The organism is Mycobacteriales bacterium, assembly GCA_040902655.1.
In the GTDB taxonomy this organism is placed as follows: domain Bacteria; phylum Actinomycetota; class Actinomycetes; order Mycobacteriales; family SCTD01; genus SCTD01.
This window is the reverse complement of record JBBDWV010000061.1, coordinates 24083-41185: the sequence shown is the minus strand read 5'-3', so window position 1 is coordinate 41185 and position 17103 is coordinate 24083. Positions and strand designations below refer to the sequence as shown.

19 protein-coding genes and 1 riboswitch are annotated in these 17103 nt (G+C 73.7%); of the genes, 4 read left to right on the top strand and 15 right to left on the bottom strand.

Annotated features, from left to right (window positions below):
• Window positions 1–53 precede the first annotated feature (53 nt).
• Together WD794_17310 and thrC are read right to left on the bottom strand one after the other, a co-directional pair.
• Window positions 54–500, bottom strand: coding sequence for a DUF192 domain-containing protein (locus tag WD794_17310; protein ID MEX2292072.1), 447 nt, complete (start codon window positions 498–500; stop codon window positions 54–56).
• 12 nt (window positions 501–512) lie between these two features.
• Window positions 513–1772: a threonine synthase gene (thrC, locus tag WD794_17305; protein MEX2292071.1), complete on the bottom strand. Its 1260-nt coding sequence runs from the start codon at window positions 1770–1772 to the stop codon at window positions 513–515.
• Between the two features lie 6 nt (window positions 1773–1778).
• A riboswitch (SAM riboswitch) is annotated at window positions 1779–1893 on the bottom strand.
• A gap of 54 nt (window positions 1894–1947) precedes the next feature.
• Here thrC and WD794_17300 point away from each other — a divergent pair.
• Complete coding sequence (locus WD794_17300; GenBank protein MEX2292070.1) at window positions 1948–3354, top strand: trehalose-6-phosphate synthase; 1407 nt, start codon at window positions 1948–1950, stop codon at window positions 3352–3354.
• On the opposite strand, the gene otsB is transcribed toward WD794_17300, so the two are convergent.
• From otsB to WD794_17280, 4 genes are all read right to left on the bottom strand, one after another.
• Complete coding sequence (otsB, locus tag WD794_17295) at window positions 3351–4142, bottom strand: trehalose-phosphatase (protein ID MEX2292069.1); 792 nt, start codon at window positions 4140–4142, stop codon at window positions 3351–3353. The genes WD794_17300 and otsB overlap by 4 nt on opposite strands.
• 9 nt (window positions 4143–4151) lie before the next feature.
• On the bottom strand, window positions 4152–4448 hold the full coding sequence (locus WD794_17290) for an SSI family serine proteinase inhibitor (GenBank protein ID MEX2292068.1): 297 nt from the start codon (window positions 4446–4448) through the stop codon (window positions 4152–4154).
• A 92-nt stretch (window positions 4449–4540) separates the two neighbouring features.
• Window positions 4541–5326, bottom strand: coding sequence for a LytR C-terminal domain-containing protein (locus WD794_17285; protein ID MEX2292067.1), 786 nt, complete (start codon window positions 5324–5326; stop codon window positions 4541–4543).
• Window positions 5327–5334: 8 nt separating this feature from the next.
• On the bottom strand, window positions 5335–5637 hold the full coding sequence (locus WD794_17280; GenBank protein MEX2292066.1) for a DUF3263 domain-containing protein: 303 nt from the start codon (window positions 5635–5637) through the stop codon (window positions 5335–5337).
• Between the two features lie 195 nt (window positions 5638–5832).
• On the opposite strand from WD794_17280, the gene WD794_17275 reads away from it, so the two are divergent.
• Entirely contained in the window at window positions 5833–7896 is a 2064-nt protein-coding gene (locus WD794_17275) for a phosphodiester glycosidase family protein (GenBank protein MEX2292065.1), read from the top strand.
• Window positions 7897–7903: 7 nt separating this feature from the next.
• Here WD794_17275 and WD794_17270 read toward each other — a convergent pair whose 3' ends face one another.
• From WD794_17270 to WD794_17230, 9 genes are all read right to left on the bottom strand, one after another.
• Window positions 7904–9157: a Glu/Leu/Phe/Val dehydrogenase gene (locus tag WD794_17270; protein MEX2292064.1), complete on the bottom strand. Its 1254-nt coding sequence runs from the start codon at window positions 9155–9157 to the stop codon at window positions 7904–7906.
• A 137-nt stretch (window positions 9158–9294) separates the two neighbouring features.
• Window positions 9295–9714 (bottom strand): hydroxyphenylacetyl-CoA thioesterase PaaI, encoded by a 420-nt coding sequence (gene paaI, locus WD794_17265; GenBank protein MEX2292063.1) that lies wholly within the window; start codon window positions 9712–9714, stop codon window positions 9295–9297.
• An 83-nt stretch (window positions 9715–9797) separates the two neighbouring features.
• A complete protein-coding gene (locus WD794_17260; protein ID MEX2292062.1) occupies window positions 9798–10427 on the bottom strand; it encodes a response regulator in 630 nt (209 codons plus the stop codon).
• 149 nt (window positions 10428–10576) lie between these two features.
• Window positions 10577–11179 (bottom strand): adenylate kinase, encoded by a 603-nt coding sequence (locus WD794_17255; protein ID MEX2292061.1) that lies wholly within the window; start codon window positions 11177–11179, stop codon window positions 10577–10579.
• Between the two features lie 91 nt (window positions 11180–11270).
• Entirely contained in the window at window positions 11271–12251 is a 981-nt protein-coding gene (locus WD794_17250) for an iron-siderophore ABC transporter substrate-binding protein (protein ID MEX2292060.1), read from the bottom strand.
• Window positions 12252–12315: 64 nt separating this feature from the next.
• A complete protein-coding gene (locus WD794_17245) occupies window positions 12316–13179 on the bottom strand; it encodes an ABC transporter ATP-binding protein (protein ID MEX2292059.1) in 864 nt (287 codons plus the stop codon).
• The gene (locus WD794_17240; GenBank protein ID MEX2292058.1) at window positions 13176–14261 is read right to left on the bottom strand and encodes an iron ABC transporter permease; all 1086 of its coding nucleotides are present in this window, start codon (window positions 14259–14261) and stop codon (window positions 13176–13178) included. The genes WD794_17245 and WD794_17240 overlap by 4 nt, the downstream gene beginning before the upstream one ends.
• Window positions 14258–15313 (bottom strand): iron ABC transporter permease, encoded by a 1056-nt coding sequence (locus WD794_17235; GenBank protein MEX2292057.1) that lies wholly within the window; start codon window positions 15311–15313, stop codon window positions 14258–14260. Before WD794_17235 ends, WD794_17240 begins: the two co-directional genes overlap by 4 nt.
• Window positions 15310–16185, bottom strand: a complete 876-nt coding sequence (locus WD794_17230; GenBank protein ID MEX2292056.1) for a sucrase ferredoxin — start codon at window positions 16183–16185, stop codon at window positions 15310–15312. Before WD794_17230 ends, WD794_17235 begins: the two co-directional genes overlap by 4 nt.
• A 195-nt stretch (window positions 16186–16380) precedes the next feature.
• Between WD794_17230 and WD794_17225 the strand changes: the two genes are divergently transcribed.
• Window positions 16381–16581, top strand: a complete 201-nt coding sequence (locus WD794_17225) for a (2Fe-2S)-binding protein (GenBank protein ID MEX2292055.1) — start codon at window positions 16381–16383, stop codon at window positions 16579–16581.
• Between the two features lie 36 nt (window positions 16582–16617).
• A complete protein-coding gene (gene bfr / locus WD794_17220) occupies window positions 16618–17097 on the top strand; it encodes a bacterioferritin (protein ID MEX2292054.1) in 480 nt (159 codons plus the stop codon).
• The last annotated feature ends 6 nt before the right edge of the window (window positions 17098–17103 follow it).

The following is a 17103-nucleotide window of genomic DNA, read 5'->3' as shown; positions in this document are numbered from 1 at the left end:
CCCCCCCCCCCCCCCCCCCTGTCCCAGTCGGGCACAGCCGCTCCCGACCTTCCTCAGACCTCGAGCTTCAGCCGATCACCCGGCTGCACGTCCGGCAGCGTCTCGGGCGCCGTCTCCACGACGGTGTCGAACGGCTCGTCCGGGCCGTACGTCGGGCAGTCCTGCGGCACGTCCAGCTCACACGGGGACATGAGCACAGAAAAGATCACCCGGCCGTCGCGCACGAAGACCGCCCGCAGCGGGATCGGCACGTCGTACATGTAGAAGCGCGCGTCGACCGGCTCGTCGTAGCGGAACACCATGCCGGTGCCCGGCGGGACGGACGTGCGTCGCATCAGGCCCACCGCGCGCTCCTGCTCGTCGTCGGCCACCTCGAGCAGCAGCTCGACGCCGCCGAGCGTCGCGCGGACCCGCTCGTCCAGCGGCGTCGTGGGCGGCGCCGGCTCGGCACGGCTGCAGCCGGCCAGCAGCACCAGCACCGCCGGCAGCAGGGACCACACGACGCGCACCGGCTAGGCCAAACCGGTCTTTGCGAAGGCGGTGTAGGAGGGGGCGATCGTGGTGGTCGGACCGACCTCGCCGGCCACCGCATCGAGGGTCTTCAGCCCGTCGCCGGTGTTGAACAGGACGGTCTCGGCCTCCGGGTCGATCTCGCCGCGCTCGAGCAGCTGCCGGAGCGTCGCGACAGTGACACCGCCCGCGGTCTCGGCGAACAGCCCCTCGGTGGAGGCCAGCAACCGGATCCCCGCCACGACCTGCTCGTCGGAAACGTGCCCCATTGCGCCGCCGGTGCGTCGGACGGCATCGAGCGCGTACGGTCCGTCGGCCGGGTTCCCGATCGCGAGCGACCGCGCGATGGTCGACGGCCGGACCGGCTTGACCGAGTCCCAACCGTTCTCGTAGGCCGTGGCGATCGGTGAGCAGCCGGTCGCCTGGGCGCCGTACATCTTCCACGGCGACTCCCCGACCAGGCCGAGCTTGACCAGCTCGCCGAAGGCCTTGTCCACCTTGGTGAACAGCGAGCCCGAGGCCATCGGGATGACGACCTGCGGCGGGATCCGCCAGCCCAACTGCTCAGCCACCTCGTACCCGAGGGTCTTGCTGCCCTCGGCGTAGTAGGGCCGGACGTTGACGTTGACGAAGGCCCAGTCCTCGTTCTCGGCGATCTCGCTGCACAGGCGGTTGACGTCGTCGTAGTTGCCCTCGACGGCGACCAGGGTCTGGTCGTAGACGGCGGTCTGCACGACCTTGCCCTGCTCGAGGTCGTTCGGGATGAAGACGACGGCGCGCAGGCCCGCCTGCGTGGCGTGGGCGGCGACGGAGTTGGCCAGATTGCCTGTGGAGGCGCAGGACACGGTGGTGTAGCCGAAGGCGCGGGCCGCCGACAGCGCCACCGAGACGACGCGGTCCTTGAACGAATGGGTCGGGTTGGCGCTGTCGTCCTTGACCCACAGCTTCTTCATGCCGAGGGCGGCAGCGAGGTTGCGGGCCTCGCGCAGCGGGGTCATGCCGGCACCGAGGCTGACCCGGGTCGTCTCGTCCTGGCCCGCGGGGAGCAGCCCGGCGTAGCGCCAGATGCTCTGCGGGCCGGCCTCGATGCTCTCCCGGGTGACCAGCCGCAGCTTGTCCTCGTCGTAGCTCACCTCGAGCGGGGCGAAGCAGCGCTCACACACGTGCACCGGGGAGAGCGGGACCTCGTGGCCGCACTCGCGGCAGACCAGCGCGCGGGCCGGAGAGCCGGCGAAGGCGGCGGGGATGTCGAGCAGCGTCACGAATTCTCCTCATCTTTCCCGTACGGACGTCGTACGGGACGGAATTGGCACCTGGCGCAGTGGTCGCGCTGGTTGCCGGGGCGTCGTCGGGCCGTGTCCCTGGTGCCCCTCGGGATGAGCGTGCTGTGCAGTTGTGAGGGGCAAGCGTACCCGGCGGCGGACTAACCTCCGCGGGGTGACCGCGTCGCTGCTGCTGGCCTCCAACCGCGGACCGTTGTCCTACGCCGAGGACGACGGCGGCGCGCTGGTCGGCCGGCGGGGCGGCGGCGGGCTGGTGTCGGCGATCGCCGGCGCCTCGCTCGCCGAGGACGCGCTGTGGATCTGTTCCGCGCTGTCGGACGCGGACCGGCGGGCGGTCCGGGCGGTCCGTGGCGGGTGCGTCGCGCCAGGGGTGCAGATGCTGGACATCGACCCGGTCACCTTCGACCGCGCGTACAACGGGGTGGCCAACTCCACCCTCTGGTTCGTCGCGCACCTGCTCTACGCGACCGCCAGCGCGCCCGTCTTCGACGCCCGCAGCCGGCGGGAGTGGCGCGCCTACCGGTCCTACAACCAGGCCTTCGCCGCTGCCCTCGCGGCCGGTGCCGCACCCGGCGCCACGGTCCTCGTACAGGACTACCACCTCGCGCTCACCCCACGGCAACTGCGGGAGCGCCGGCCCGACCTGAAGATCGGGCACTTCAGCCACACCCCGTGGGCGCCGCCGGAGTACTTCGGCCTGCTGCCCGACGACGTGGGCCGCGAGGTGCTCCTCGGCATGCTGGCTGCCGATGCGGTCGGCTTCCTGTCGACCCGCTGGGCGGACGCCTTCGCCCGATGCTGCGTCGAGCTGCTCGGCGCGTCGTGGGACGGCGCGGTCCTGCGGCACGACGGCCGGGCGACCCGGGTGTCGGTGCACCCGCTGGGTGTCGACGGGGACGAGCTGCAGGCCCGCGCGGCCGAGCCCGACGTGCAGGCGCGGCTCCCGCTGCTGCGCGAGCTGATCGGCGACCGCCAGCTGCTGCTGCGCGTCGACCGCACCGAGCTGAGCAAGAACATCGTGCGCGGGCTGGAGGCCTACCGCGAGCTGCTGCGGGGGTGGCCGCAGTGGCGCGGCCGGGTGGTGCACCTGGCCCTGGCCTACCCGTCGCGACACGACCTGCCGGAGTACCGCGAGTACACCGGTGCGGTGCAGCGGGTCGCGCGGGAGGTCAACGAGGAGTTCGCCTCGGCCGACTGGCTGCCGGTGCACCTCGAGGTGCGGGACGACCACGCGCGCTCCCTCGCCGCGTACGTGCTGGCCGACGTCCTGGTCGTGAACCCCTTGCGTGACGGCATGAACCTGGTCGCCAAGGAGGGGCCGGTGCTGTCGGAGCGGGGCCTGTCACTGGTGCTGTCGCGGCAGGCCGGCGCCGCCGACGAGCTCGGGGAGTGGGCCGAGCTGGTCAACCCCTTCGACGTCGCGCAGACCGCCGAAGCGCTGCACACGGCACTGTCCGAGGACGCCGCAGCACGCAGCGTACGGACCAAGCAGCTTGCGGCGGCCGCCACCGCGCTCCCGCCGGCCGGCTGGCTGGCCGCCCAGCTGGCGGCGCTCGGCTAGCGAACTTCGGACTGGCGATCCGCTCGGCTCAGCAGCGAGCGGAGCAGCTCGACGACCCCGGCCGGACCGTCGACCACGACATCGGCCCGCGCGCGCAGCACCGCCGGCCCCTCCTCGCTGTCGCTGCACACCAGCACCCCCGGCACACCGCCGGCCCGCAGCTCGTCCACGGCGTCGTACGCCGCGACGTCACCCAGGTCGTCGCCCGCGAACAGCACCGCGGACGGGCGCGGCTCACACAGCGACAGCAGCGCCCGGCGCTTGTCGTAGCCGGGCGGGCGCAGCTCCAGCACGAGGCGGCCCGGGTGCAGCTCGAGGCCGGCCTCGGCGGCGACCGCAGCCACCGCCGGCGCCAGCCGGTCCAGCGCACCGGGCGGGTCCGGGGCCGGCCGGGTGTGGACCACCAGCGAGATGCCCTTGTCCTCCAGCTCGGCCCCCTCGGGCGCGAGCAGCGGCGGCAGGGCCCGCCGGGCGACCGCGACCCCGGGCAGGGCCGGCGGCGTGCTGACCTCACCCCCGGACCAGCGCTGCGCGCCGTACTGCCCGAGGACCAGCAGGCCGGGAACGGCAGTCAGCCCACCGAGCCCGACGACGACCTCGGCCGGCCGTCCGGTGACCAGGGCGAGCGTCCGGACCTGTGGGGCCAGCGCCGCGAGGACCTCCACCGCGCCGGCCGCCGGCACCGCCTCGGACGGCCGCTCGACGACGGGGGCCAGCGTCCCGTCGTAGTCCAGCGCCACGACCGCACCGGCCAGGTGGGCGCGCAGGACGGCGAGCGGGTCGATCATCGGCGCAGACTAGGCCGCGGGTGGCAGCAACGCGCCCAGCCGATCCCACTGCGAGGCCCGGCAGCCGTCGGTGCGGGAGAGCCGCAGGTCGACCTGCTCACCGCGATAGGAGCCGGTCACCGTCGCCGTCTGCGGTCCGGCGAAGACCTGGGTACAGACGGCATCGGCCGGCAGCGGCGCGAACGGCGTCTCCTGCGCGGCCAGGTCCTGACAGGCCCTCGTGGCGTCGGGATGGGTCCCGCCGGGCGGGTCGCAGGTCAACGTCCAACGCTGCGCCGGCGCATCGGGCTGCGGAACGGCTTCCACGGTGAGCGAGGTGGACGGCGCAGCCGGGCTCAGCGTGTCGGCTCCGCCGCACGCGGTGAGGACGAGGGCCAGGACGAGCAGCCCGCGGCCGGTCAGGCGGAGTACTCCCGCGTCAGCACCACGACCAGCCCGCGGGCCGGCAGGGTGGCGAATCGCGGACGCACCCGCGCGATCCCGTCGAAGCGCTCGGCGAACGCCCGGGCCGAAGCCTGCTGGCCCGGCTCGTAGTAGACGGTGGTGACGGGAATGCGGCCGCGGAAGTTGCCGGTCGCGGCCACCGGCCAGCCACCGGCCCGGAAGCGGGCGGCACCACGCTCGGCCAGGCCGTCGCGGCGGGAGTTGTTGAGCACCGTGACCGGGACGACGACCGACGGCGCGGCCGGAGCGGCCGCGGACGAAGCAGGGGCCGCGGGCGACGCAGGGGCCGCGGACGGCGCTGCCTCCACCGGCGCGGGTGCCGGCGCCGGTGGATCGACCGGTGCGATCAGCCGTGGCGGCGGCGCCTCCGGCTCGGCCTGCACGACAGGACCGGGTCCGCGCGACGGGTCGTCACTGAGCCACAGCAGGGTGCCGATGCCGAGCAGCACCCCGGCGACGGAGACGGCCGCGCCCCCGACCGCCCGGGCCGGCGACAGCCGGGCAGGCTGCGGCGCGCGGGCCCGCCGGCCGGTCCGGGTGATCGGCCGGGCCGCGGCATCCGCGGCCTCGGCGAACTCGTCCTGCTGCGTCGCAGCAGGCTGCTCCGGCACCTCGTCCACGGGGACAGGATCCCCCACGAGCAGCTGCCCATGCTCCTCGGACGGGGCGCCCGCCCCATAGGCCGCGGCGAAGCCGGCATCCACCGCCGGGTCGCTCCAGGGGGAGGCGCCGCGGGTCATGCCGGTGCTCAGGTGTCCAGACCGAGCCGGCGCGCGGACCGGGTGCGCTGGCGGGTCGAGCGCAGGCGACGCAGCCGCTTGACCAGCATCGGGTCGGCGACCAGCGCCTCGGGCCGGTCGATCAGGGCGTTGAGCACCTGGTAGTACCGGGTGGCGCTCATGTCGAACAGGTCGCGGATCGCGGTCTCCTTGGCACCGGCGTACTTCCACCACTGGCGCTCGAAGCCCAGGATCGCGGCCTCCCGCTCGGTCAGGCCCTCACCCGTCGCCGGTGCCGCCGCCGGCACAGGTGCCGGTGTCGAGCCGCTCATCGGTCCTCCTGCCGTCGCCGCGGACCACGAGTTCCACGGTTGTAGTTCGCCGTGCGGCCATGAAAGCACAGCGGCGCCCGGACACAGCCCTGTGACGCCCAGGTGACATCTTTCGGGTTCGGCTGCCGGACCCGACATCACGTGTGACAGTCGGGCACCCCGGACGAACCCCCCGCTTGCAGAAGGACCCCCCTCGTGCGCCTCCCCGACCGCCCCCTGCTCGTCGCCGCGCTGGCCGCGGTCCTGGCCGCGCCCGCGTTGCCCGCCCTCGTCGCGGCCTCCCCGGCCGCGGCCCAGGACAGCCAGGCCGCCGTGACCGCGCCCCCGGATCTCGGCTACGACCGCATCGGGGTGCGTCGCGGCGACACCTGGTACCTGCGCGACGCCCTCGACGGTGGGCCGAACCGGTCCTACCGCGAGCACGTCGCCGGCTGGCAGCCGGTGGCCGGCGACACCGACGGGGACGGGATCGGCACGGTCAGCCTGTTCAAGGACGGCGTCTGGCTGCTGCGCGACGACGAGCGCGGCACGGCCCGCACCGTCCGGTTCGGGCTGAAGGGGGACCAGCCGGTTCTCGGCGACTGGAACGGCGACGGGATCGACACCATCGGCGTCTTCCGCGGCGGCCGGTGGTACGTCCGCGACGTCAACCTCAGCGGCCCGGCCCGCATCTTCGGCTACGGCCTGCCCGGTGACGTCGCAGTGGTCGGCGACTGGGACGGCAACGGCCGGACCGACATCGGCGTACGCCGCGGCGTGCGGTGGTACCAGCGCGACGCGGTCAGCTCCGGCCCCACCCACCGGATCTTCGACTTCGGTCTGCGCGGCGACATCCCGATCTCCGGCGACTGGGACCACGACGGCCGGGACACGCCCGGCCTGTTCCGTGCCGGCACGTGGTTCTTCCGCGTCGGCAACTTCCCGAGCCCGTACCAGACCACGAGGTTCGGGCTGGCCGGCGACCGGCCGGTCGTGCGCCGGGTGCCGGGCCTCGCGCCGGGGGTGCGGCACGACGTCGTGCGCGACCCGCGCGGGCCATGGACGGCGCACGTCGCGACCGTGGATCTGGCCGCCGCGTCGACGCCGGAGACGGTGCTCGCCGGCGGCCGGCTCCAGGGCCTGGAGGCGGTGTCCGGCATGACCCGCCGCTCCGGCGCCGTCCTCGGCATCAACGGCGACTACGCGCTGTCCTCCGGTCGCCCGGTGCACATGTTCGCCAACGACGGCCGCCTCGCCCAGACGCCGCAGACACTCGGCCGGGCGCTGTCCTTCGACGCCCACGGCGCCGACGTACGCATGGGTTACCCGGATCTGCGGGTCGAGGTGAGCACGGCGTCGGACACCGGCACGACCACGCTGGACGTGCCGCAGGTCAACAGCGGCGGGCCGTACGGCGACCTGCTCGCCGCCTTCACCGCCGACGGCGCGCTGCTGGAGGTGCCGCCGAACGGCGCCTGCTACGCCGGACTGGCGCCCACCGGCGGCCGCACCATGACCGGGCAGGGCACGGTGTCCACGTCGCTGCAGGTCACCGGTACCCGGTGCGGCGGTGAGCGCCCCGTCGTCCCGACGACCGGTGCGATGCTGACCGCGAACCGCTACCACGGCAATGACAAGTTCATCCGCTCGCTCGGCACCGGCCAGTCGGTGCAGCTGTCGGCCAGGCTCGGCTTCCCGGGCGCGGTCGACGTCCTGGGCGGCAACCCGCTGTTGGTCGTCGGGCGCCGGGTCGCCGGCGACGTCAACGGCAGCGGCGCCTTCTTCGACCGGCACCCGCGGACCGCCGTCGGCGTCACCGACGCCGGCCAGCTGCTGCTGGTCGTCGTGGACGGCCGGCAGGGCTCCTACAGCGCCGGCATGACGCTGCGCGAGCTGGCCGACTTCATGCTCTCCCTCGGCGCGCGCGACGCGATCAACCTGGACGGCGGCGGCTCCTCGGAGCTGTTCCTCAACGGGCTGGTCGCGAACCGGCCCTCCGACGGCGGTGAGCGGTCCGTGTCCAGCGCCCTGGTGGTGCTGCCCGGCGCCGACGCGGGCCAGTCCGACCTGACCGCACCGCGACCGCTGGCGAGCAGCAACGCGCGTACGGCGCCGCCCGCCGAGGAGGAGCCGGCCGCCGGGGCGGACCGCCTGCTCGGTCCCGCCGTCACCGACCCGGCCAGCACCGGCGGGCTCGCCGACGCGCTGCGCCGCTCGGGCGTGCCGCTGCCCGCCGAGCTGCGCCAGGCGGCGGACGCCTTCGCGCGGCGGCCACGGTAGAGGTGCGTCAGGGATAGAGCCCGCGGGTCCGGTGCGCCTGCGCCACCCGGCCCACGCCGATGGTCTGCGCTGCCGTGCGCAGCGAGATCCGCCGTTCGTGTGCCATCGTCGAGACCTGGTCGTACGCCGACTCCATCAGCGCCTTGAGCCGGTCGTTGACCTCGTCCTCGGACCAGAAGTAGGCTTGCAGGTCCTGCACCCACTCGAAGTAGGACACGGCGACGCCACCGGAGTTGGCCAGCACGTCCGGGACGACCAGGACGTTGTTGCCCTCCAGGATCCTGTCGGCGTCCGGCGTGGTCGGGCCGTTGGCGCCCTCGACGACGAAGAATGCCCTGACGCGGTCGGCGTTCTCGTCGTTGATCACTCCCTCGAGTGCTGCGGGCACCAGGATGTCGACGTCGAGCTCGAGCAGCTCGGCGTTGCTGATGGTGTCGGTGCCGGGGAACCCGACCACGGTGTCCGCCCCCGACCTCAGGTGCGCGAGAAGGGCGGCCGGGTTGAGGCCCTTGGCGTTGTAGACGCCGCCCTTCCAGTCCGAGACCGCGACGACCAGGCAGCCCGCGTCGTGCAGGTACTGCGCCGCGAGCCCGCCGACCTTGCCGAAGCCCTGCACGGCGACGGTCGCGCCGCGGTGGTCGACGCCGGCCTCACGGAGCGCGGAGAAGGCGGCGTACATGACGCCGCGGCTGGTGGCGCCGCCGCGACCTTCCGAACCCCCGACCGACACCGGCTTGCCGGTGACGACACCGGTGACGGTGTAGCCCTTGTGGGCGGAGAAGGTGTCCATCATCCAGGCCATCGTCTGCTCGTCGGTGCCGACGTCGGGGGCCGGGATGTCCTTCTCCGGACCGATGATCGGCATGATCTCGCTGGCGTAGCGGCGGGTGACCCGCTCGAGCTCGTTGCGCGACATCGCCCTCGGGTCGCACGCGACACCGCCCTTGGCGCCGCCGTACGGGATGCCGATGAGGGCGCACTTCCAGGTCATCCACATCGCCAGCGCGCGGACCTCGTCCATGTCGGTCGCCGGGTGGAAGCGGATGCCGCCCTTGGCCGGTCCGCGGGAGAAGTTGTGCTGCACGCGGTAGCCCTTGAGGACCTTCAGCGTGCCGTCGTCGCGCCGCAGCGGGACGGCGACCTCCATCGACCGGCGCGGGGTCGCGAGCAGCTCGTGCAGACCTTCGTCCAGCTCGAGCTGCTCGACCGCCTGGGACAGTTGGTGGAGCGCGCTGTCGAGCGCGGACATGCGTGCGGACACGCGGGACGCTCCTTCATGCGACGACGCTGTCCGGCCACCGTCGGCCGCACAGGCGCGGGAGCCGGCGCACCCGCGCCGCCGAGGATGTCACGTCCGGACCGTGCCGGTCCGACCCGCGTCCCTCGAGCCCGGCTCCCTCAGGCGGGACCCGGCGGGGAGGAACGGCTGCGACCGCGGAACTCGACGACCGTCTCCTCGCCCCGCCGCACGGTGACGTCGTAGATCCCGCGGCGCCCGCGTACGACCCGTTCGACGGCAGTGGCGACCAGTCTGTCACCGGCCCGCACCGGGGCCAGGAACTCCACGTCCGCGCCCGACGCGACGAACCGGCCAGTCGTGTTGCAGGCACAGGCGAACGCGGTATCGGCCAGCAGGAAGAGGTAGCCGCCGTGACAGGTGCCGTGGCCCTGCACCATCTGCGGCGTCACCCGCATGGTGGCGGTGGCCCGGCCGAAGGACACATCACTCAAGGTGATGCCGAGCGCGCGGCTGGCGACGTCCCGCTCGTACAGCTGGGACGCCAGCTGCGCCACCCAGGCATCCTGCTCGGAGGTCACCCAGGCTGTGTAACCGCAAGCGCGGCGCACCGCAAGGCCTGCGACGCGCCCGTGGCGCAGCCGTGGTCTGCCGCTGGAGCGGATCAGCCGGTCGCGACCAGCTGCCGGCTCCCCTGGAGGCAGTCGGCGAGCAGGTCGGCGATCTCGGCGGGCGGGTTCCGTCGGGTGAAGACCGCCTGCGCCCCGGCGTCGACGAGCTGCTGGATGCCCTCGCCCTCCAGGACCTGTGCGCCGACGACGGTGCGCGGGGAGAAGGAGCGCACCCGGCTGAGGACCTCGAGACCCGACAACGTGGGCAACCGGTCCTCGACGAGCACCAGGTCGGGCTGCTCGACGACGATCGTGCCCGCGGCGTCGGCGCCGTCGTCGAACTCCCCGACGACAGCGATGCCGCGGACGGCCAGGCGGCTGGCGACCTTCGTCCGCAGCCACTCGTTGCGGTGGGCGAGAACGGCCCGCAGCTCCACCCGGCCCAGCAGGCCGCCGCTCGTGCGCAGCTGCTCGGCCGCACGGGCGAGCACCGCCTCGTGTTCCCTTCTGCGGGCCTGGTTGCGACGGCTGACGTCCAGTCGCCTCTCCCGGGTGAGGACCTCGCTGTCGGCCGCGGCTTCCGCCGCGCGGCGGCCGCGGTTCCAACCGTCGATCGCCTGCAACTGCAGGGCGGTGAGCTCGGCCTGCGAGGGCCGAGCGGGAGAGCTGTGGTCCGACGACATGAGTCGACCTTCCGCGAGCACGACAGGGCCACGCACCGAGGCGCGGGAGCCGCGGGCGCGAGAATCCCGGCGGCTGTTGTCTCAACCTGTAGCCAGGAGTCTGCCCTAGACGTGACGGTTACGCCACCTGCGGGGAAGGTGGATCAGCGCTACCCGCGAGCCGGGAACGCGTCGAGCGCGGCGCAGATTCTGGCGGTGACGTCGTCGACCTCACCGGCGGCGTCGATCCGGATCAGGATGTCCCGGCCTGCGTAGTAGTCGAGCAACGGCAGGGTCTTGTGCTCGTACTCCTCGATCCGGTGCCGGACGGTCCGCTCGTCGTCGTCGGCCCGACCCGATTCCAGACGGCGCTGGTCGAGTCGCTCGATCAGGGTGTCGTGGTCGATGTCGAGGCAGAGCACGGCGTCCAGTACCCGGTCGGTGGCGACCGCCTTCTCGTAGGCGGCGCGGGCCTGCGCGACGGTGCGGGGGAAGCCGTCCAGCACGTAGCTCGGCGGTGACGAGGCCCCCAGCACGTCCTCCAGGACCATCCCCAGGATCAGCTCGTCCGGGACCAGGTCGCCGCGGTGCATGAACGGCTGGGCCTGCCGGCCGAGGTCGGTCCCGGCCGCCACCTGCGCCCGCAGCAGGTCACCGGTGGAGACGTGCCGGGCGCGGTAGCGCTCCGCCAGACGGGTGCCTTGAGTGCCCTTGCCCGAGCCCGGCGCACCGAGCATCAGGAGCCGGATCGACGAGCGGATGGCCTGCTGCACGACTCCCACTGAACCGTGCGCCGCACGAGCGCGTGCAGCCGGGTCCCTGCGGCTCCGCCCAGTGGCGCTGGGCGGAGCCGCGGCGGAGCGGTCAGGACCTGGCGTCGTCCACCTCGAAGATCTTGGCCAAGTCGTCGAGGACGAGCTGGGCGCCCTGGACGGAGACCGACGTCATCCAGATCTCGTCGGCCACCTCGTGCACGTTGCCGGCCTTGACCCCCTCGAGCTGTGCCCACAGCGGGTTGCGCAGGAAGCGCTCCTTGGACGGCTCTCCACCGGAGTAGCTGGTGACGAAGATGTGGTCGCCGTCGGCCTGGCGGATCTGCTCCTCACCGACCTCGGCGGCGAAGTCCTCGACGTCCTGGCTGTCCGGCCGGGCCAACCCGGCGTCCACCAGGATGTGACCGATGAAGGACGACTTCTGCATCAGCCGGGTCGGTCCGTCCAGGAAGCGGACGATGGAGATCGTCGGGTTGTCCGCCTTGGCGTTGATGGCGTCCCCGACCTCCTTGGCGCGCCGCTTGTAGTCCGCCAGCTCCTCGGACGCCTTGTCCTCGGCACCGAGCACCTCGCCGAGGAAGGTGACGTTCTCGCGCCACTGCGGGCCGGTCGTCTTGACGAAGACGGTCGGGGCGATCTTGCTGAGCTCGTCGTACAGCGCGTCGTGCCGCACGGTCGCCGACACGATGACGTCCGGCTCGAGCGCCGCGATCGCCTCGAGGTCCGGCGTCTCCAGCGGCCCGACCTCCTCGGTGTCCTCGACGGCGTCGCCGAGGTAGGGCGGGAAGCCTTTGAGGTCGCGGTAGCTGGAGATGCCGCCGACGAGGGGGCGGTCGAGCAGGACGACGGCCTCGACCAGGCTGTTGTCGAGCGCGACGATCCGCTCCGGGCGCTGCGGGATCTCGGTGCTGCCCTTGTCGTGGGAGATGGTGCGCGGGAAGGCGGCGTCGGCGGAGACGTCCTGCTCCTGCGCCGTGCTGGTCGGCTCACTGCCGGTGCCGCCGCAGGCGGCGAGCAGCGCTACTGCCGCGGCAGCAGCCATCGGGCGGCGGAGGAGCAATCGTGCGGTCATCGCAGTGCCTTTCGGGTGGGAGAGCGTCCGGCGCTGATCGCCGGACACGGAAAGGGCCGGCCGGCTAGAGCCGGGCGACGGGGACGATCAGCGGCGTGTCGCCGTCGGGATCGGTGAGCACTCGGCAGCGGACACCGAAGACGTCGGCGATCAGGGCCGGCGTGAGCACCGCCGACGGGGAGCCGGCGGCCACGATGCGGCCGTCGCGCATGGCGACCAGGTGGTCGGCGTAGCGGGCGGCCTGGTTCACGTCGTGCAGGACCATCACGACGGTCCGGCCGACGCGGTGCAGGTCCCGCACCAGCTCGAGGACGTCGAGCTGATGGGCCATGTCCAGGTAGGTGGTCGGCTCGTCGAGCAGCAGCAGCGAGGTGTCCTGCGCAACGACCATCGCCAGCCAGGCGCGTTGCCGCTGCCCGCCGGACAGACTGTCGACCTGCTCGTGCGCCATAGCGGTCAGACCGGTGGTGGCGAGGGCGTCGTCCACGGCCCGCTGGTCGGCGCTCGACCACTGCCGGAAGACGCTGGTGTGCGGGGTGCGCCCGCGCCCGACCAGATCGCTCACGGTGATGCCGTCGGGGGTCACCGGGCCCTGCGGGAGCAGCCCGAGCTGCCTCGCGACGTCGCGGGTGGGGAGCCGGTGCAGGTCCTGCCCGTCGAGCAGCACGGCCCCGTCCTGCGGCCGGAGCAGCCGCGCGAGGGCTCGCAGCACCGTCGACTTCCCGCAGCCGTTCGCGCCGACGATGGCCGTGACCGCGCCGGTGGGGACGCTCAGGTCCAGCTCCCGCACCACCTGCCGGTCGCTGCGGTAGCCGAGCGTCAGGTGCTCGGTCACGAGCCGGGATGCGGGGTGCACGCCGGTGTCGTACGGACCGGCGGTGAGGTGCGGCGCGGTGCCGTCCAGCGCGGTGACGTGGGACGCGGTCATGTGCGGCCTCTCAGAAGCAGGACGAGCAGGGCGGGCGCGCCGACCAGCGCGGTGACCGCGCCCGCCGGCAGTTCGTGGCCGGGCAGGGCGTGCCGGGCCAGCAGGTCGGCGGCCAGCAGCAGCACGGCGCCGGTCAGCGCAGCCGGCAGCAGCGGGGCGGAGCGGCGGGTCAGCCGGCGGGCCACGGCCGGCGCGAGCAGCGCGACGAAGCTGATCGCCCCGGCGGCGGCGACGGCCGTCCCGGCGAGGGCGAAGGCCAGCACGAAAAGGACCAGCCGCAGGCGGCGGACCGGGATGCCGAGCGCCGCCGCGACGTCCTCCCCCAGCACGACGGCCTCGAGCGGCCGGCGCAGCAGCAGGGCCAGTGGCAGCAGCACCGCCAGCGTGACGCCGAGGGCGGTCACGTGCTCCCACCCCCGGCCGTGCAGGCTGCCGGTCAACCAGACGGCGGCCTTGGTGGCCTGGTCGACGTCGCCGACCGTCAGGGACCACTGCACCAGGCCGAGGAAGACGCCGTTGAGCAGGATCCCCACGAGCACGACACGCTGCGTCGCGGGCAGCGCACCGATCCGCCGGGAGGCGATGCCCAGCACGAGGGCGGCGGACAGCAGGGCGCCCGCGACCGCTCCGAGCGGCACCCCCACCTTCGACAGCCCGGCGGCGGCGCCGCCGTAGCCGGCGGTCGCGCCCCCCGCCGTGATCAGCACGGCGACCGCCCCGGCACTGGCCCCGTTGACCACGCCGAGCACGTCCGGCGAGGCGAGCGGGTTGCGGGTCAGGGCCTGGGTCAGTGCCCCCGCGATGCCGAGTGCCGACCCGACCAGCACCGCGACCACGGTGCGCGGGAGGCGGAACTCCCGGACCGTCAGCGTCACCGCACGATCCGCGGTACCGGCCAGCCCGGCCAGCACGTCCGACACCGGCAGCAGTCGGGTGCCCAGGGCCGTGGACAGGACGGCCAGGACGACGACGGCGGCCAGCAGTCCGCCGGTGACGGCCGCACTGCGCCGGTGGACGAGGACCGACACGCGGCCGTGGCCGGCGGTCAGCAGCACCTCCCCAGCCGGGGTGCGGACACTCATGCCTGGCCGCCGGCGCGTGCACGGTGCAGCAGCACCAGGGCCAGCGGCACGCCGACAAGGGCGGTGACGACACCGGCCGGCAGCTCGTTGGGGCGGATGACCAGCCGGCCGATGACATCGGCGAGCACGAGCAGCGCGCCGCCGAGGCCGGCCGACAGGCCCAGCAGCCAGGCCGTCCGCGGCCCGGACAGCGCACGGGCGGCGTGCGGGACGGCGAGGCCGAGAAAGGCGAGCGGCCCGGCAGCGGCGACGGCCGCGCCGGTGAGCACGACCACGGCCGCACCTGCCGTCAAGCGGGCCCGGCGCAGTCGCACCCCCAGCGCCTGCGCGGCCTCGTCGCCGAGCGCCAGCGCATCCAGGCTGCGGGAGGACAGGTAGGCCAGAGCGGCGCCGGCCGCCAGCGGCCAGGCCACCGTGGTGAGCGTGGAGGACCCGCGTCCCGCGAGCGAGCCGACCAGCCAGAAGCGGTACTCGTCCAGCGTCTGCGCGTCCAGCAGGACCACGGTCGAGGCGATCGAGCCCAGCATCGCCGACAGGGCCACCCCCACCAGCGCGAGTCCCTGCGGCGTACGCGCCACCGCGGCGCTGGTCCCGAGCAGCAGCACCAGGCAGCCGGCGACGGTGGCGCCGGCGATGGCCAGCAGCAGCTGCGGCGCCAGCGTCGTGATCCCGAAGACGAACGCGCCGCAGACGATGGCGAGAGCCGCTCCGGCGGACACGCCGAGCAGTCCTGGGTCGGCGAGCGGGTTGCGCGTCAGCGACTGCGCCACCGCCCCGCCCATCCCGAGCGCCGCGCCCACGACCAGCCCCAGCAGCGTTCGGGGGAGGCGCTGCTGCAGAACGATGATCGAGGCATCACCGGTGTCCCGCCCGCGCAGGGCGTCCAGCACCTCGCCCAGGCCGAGCGCGCGGCTGCCGAGCGCGAGCCCGAGGACGGCAGCGGCGAGAACGGCCAGGACGACCAGCAGCGCGCTCAGTCCCAGCCGCAGCCGCACGGCCGCCGGCGCAGCCGGTTCCGCCCTGGCACCAGGACGATCGGTGAGCAGCGTCATGCCAGCTGCCACAGGGCGACGAGGTCGTACGCGTTGGGTGTGGCGACAGTGCCGTCCCCGGCGCAGGACGTCAGCCGCTCACGGGCTGCCGCCCGGACGGTGACGTGCACGCACCACCGCGTTGCGCCGACGAGGAGCTCGACGCACGTCTCCCCGGACCGGACCGGACTGCACGTGACCGGACGTACGGCATCGACCGCGGCTGCACCGGTCCGCATCCGGACGAAGTGGTCGGCGGCCTGCGCGGCGGGGGGCAGGCCCGCTCGTCCCCGCAGCCGCGGCAGCAGGACCTGGCCCGAGGCGAGGGCGGCGACCAGTGCCGGCACGTCGGCCGACGCGACCCCGCCGTGGTAGCTGCCGTCCGGGAGCGAGACGACGTTCGGCGCGAAGCGGTCGCCGCCGACGTGGCTGGTCTCCCACACCTGACCGGGCAGCTGCGCGTCCAGCAGCGCCGCGACCGGCCGGCCGAGTCGGGCGCAGCAGACGTCCCGCCGGCCGTGCGTGCACACCAGCACCACCGGTCCGGCATCGGGCGCGCCGAAACCGGGCAGCTGTCCGGCCGCGAGCCGGGCCACGTCGAGCTCGGCCAGTGCACGCAGGTCCGGCAGGTCCCGGCGCTCGACCCAGGCGGCGCCGGGGCGGCAGGAGGCGAGGAACACGGTAGCCACGTCCCGGCGGCGGTCCGCGACGCGCCGGATCAGCTGCGGGCGCACCCCCGCCTCCGTCGCCCGCTCGAGCACCGCCACGACGCCGGCCGGCAGATCGGCGGGCAGCCCGTCCGACGGCCAGGGCCCGGGGTGCTCCACGAGCAGCCAGGACGCCGCCCGCTCGGGTGCGGTCGCGTGCATCGGCTCGGCGAGTGCAGCGCGCACGGCGGCGCACCCAGCTGGTCGAGCCGTCGTTCTCCGGGACATGCCGCTGGAGGTTAGGGCAAGATGCCCTAAGTGCCAACCCCTGGGGCCTTGACAGGAGAGGCACGACGAAGGTTAGGCTGCCCTTACGGCTCGTCGCCCCGGCGACCACCCCCGTACCGCACCGTCCGCTCGCTCGGAAAGGGTCTGACTCCCGTGCTGGTGTGCCACTGCTACCGCGTCAACGACGCCCGCGTCGACCAGCTCCTGGACGCCGGAGCCGACGGTATGCGCGGCGTGGTGCGGGCCACCAGGGCCGGCACCGGCTGCGGCGGCTGCATCCCGATGCTGCGCGAGCTGTGCGGTCGGACCGCTCCCGCCTGCGAGATGCACCGGGACGAGGCGCTCGCGGGCTAGTAGCGTCGCTGTTCCGGTCCAGACTCGAGGAGACGCATGCAGGGCGATGAGCGGGTCATCGAGGTCCTCAACGAGGTCCTCACCAACGAGCTGAGCGCGACGAACCAGTATTACCTGCACTACGCGATGCAGAAGAACTGGGGCTTCAGCCGGCTGGCGCAGCACAGCTACGACGAGTCGATCGACGAGATGAAGCACGCCGACCTGCTGATCCACCGGATCCTGTTCCTCGAAGGGCATCCGAACCTGCAGCGGCTCGGCTCGATCCGGATCGGTGAGCGCGTCCGCGAGCAGTTCGAGGCCGACATGGCGGTCGAGGTGCAGGCCATCGCGACGCTGCGCCGCGGGCTCGACGTCTGCCGGCAGGCCGACGACACCGTCAGCCGGCTCCTGCTCGAGGACATCCTGAGCAGCGAGGAGGAGCACATCGACTACCTCGAGACGCAGCTGTCGCTGATGAAGGGCCTCGGCGAGCAGGAGTACCTCGCCCTGCAGGTCGGCGGAGCCGGGGAGTAGGTCGGC

Bases quoted from the DNA above. Each gene is read 5' to 3' on its own strand.
- otsB (MEX2292069.1), bottom strand. From the start codon at position 4,142: ATGATCGACCCGCTCGCCGTCCTGCGCGCCCACCTGGCCGGTGCGGTC.
- WD794_17285 (MEX2292067.1), bottom strand. From the start codon at position 5,326: ATGACCCGCGGCGCCTCCCCCTGGAGCGACCCGGCGGTGGATGCCGGC.
- WD794_17280 (MEX2292066.1), bottom strand. From the start codon at position 5,637: ATGAGCGGCTCGACACCGGCACCTGTGCCGGCGGCGGCACCGGCGACG.
- WD794_17260 (MEX2292062.1), bottom strand. From the start codon at position 10,427: ATGTCGTCGGACCACAGCTCTCCCGCTCGGCCCTCGCAGGCCGAGCTC.
- WD794_17250 (MEX2292060.1), bottom strand. From the start codon at position 12,251: ATGACCGCACGATTGCTCCTCCGCCGCCCGATGGCTGCTGCCGCGGCA.
- WD794_17245 (MEX2292059.1), bottom strand. From the start codon at position 13,179: ATGACCGCGTCCCACGTCACCGCGCTGGACGGCACCGCGCCGCACCTC.
- WD794_17240 (MEX2292058.1), bottom strand. From the start codon at position 14,261: ATGAGTGTCCGCACCCCGGCTGGGGAGGTGCTGCTGACCGCCGGCCAC.
- WD794_17235 (MEX2292057.1), bottom strand. From the start codon at position 15,313: ATGACGCTGCTCACCGATCGTCCTGGTGCCAGGGCGGAACCGGCTGCG.
- bfr (MEX2292054.1), top strand. From the start codon at position 16,618: ATGCAGGGCGATGAGCGGGTCATCGAGGTCCTCAACGAGGTCCTCACC.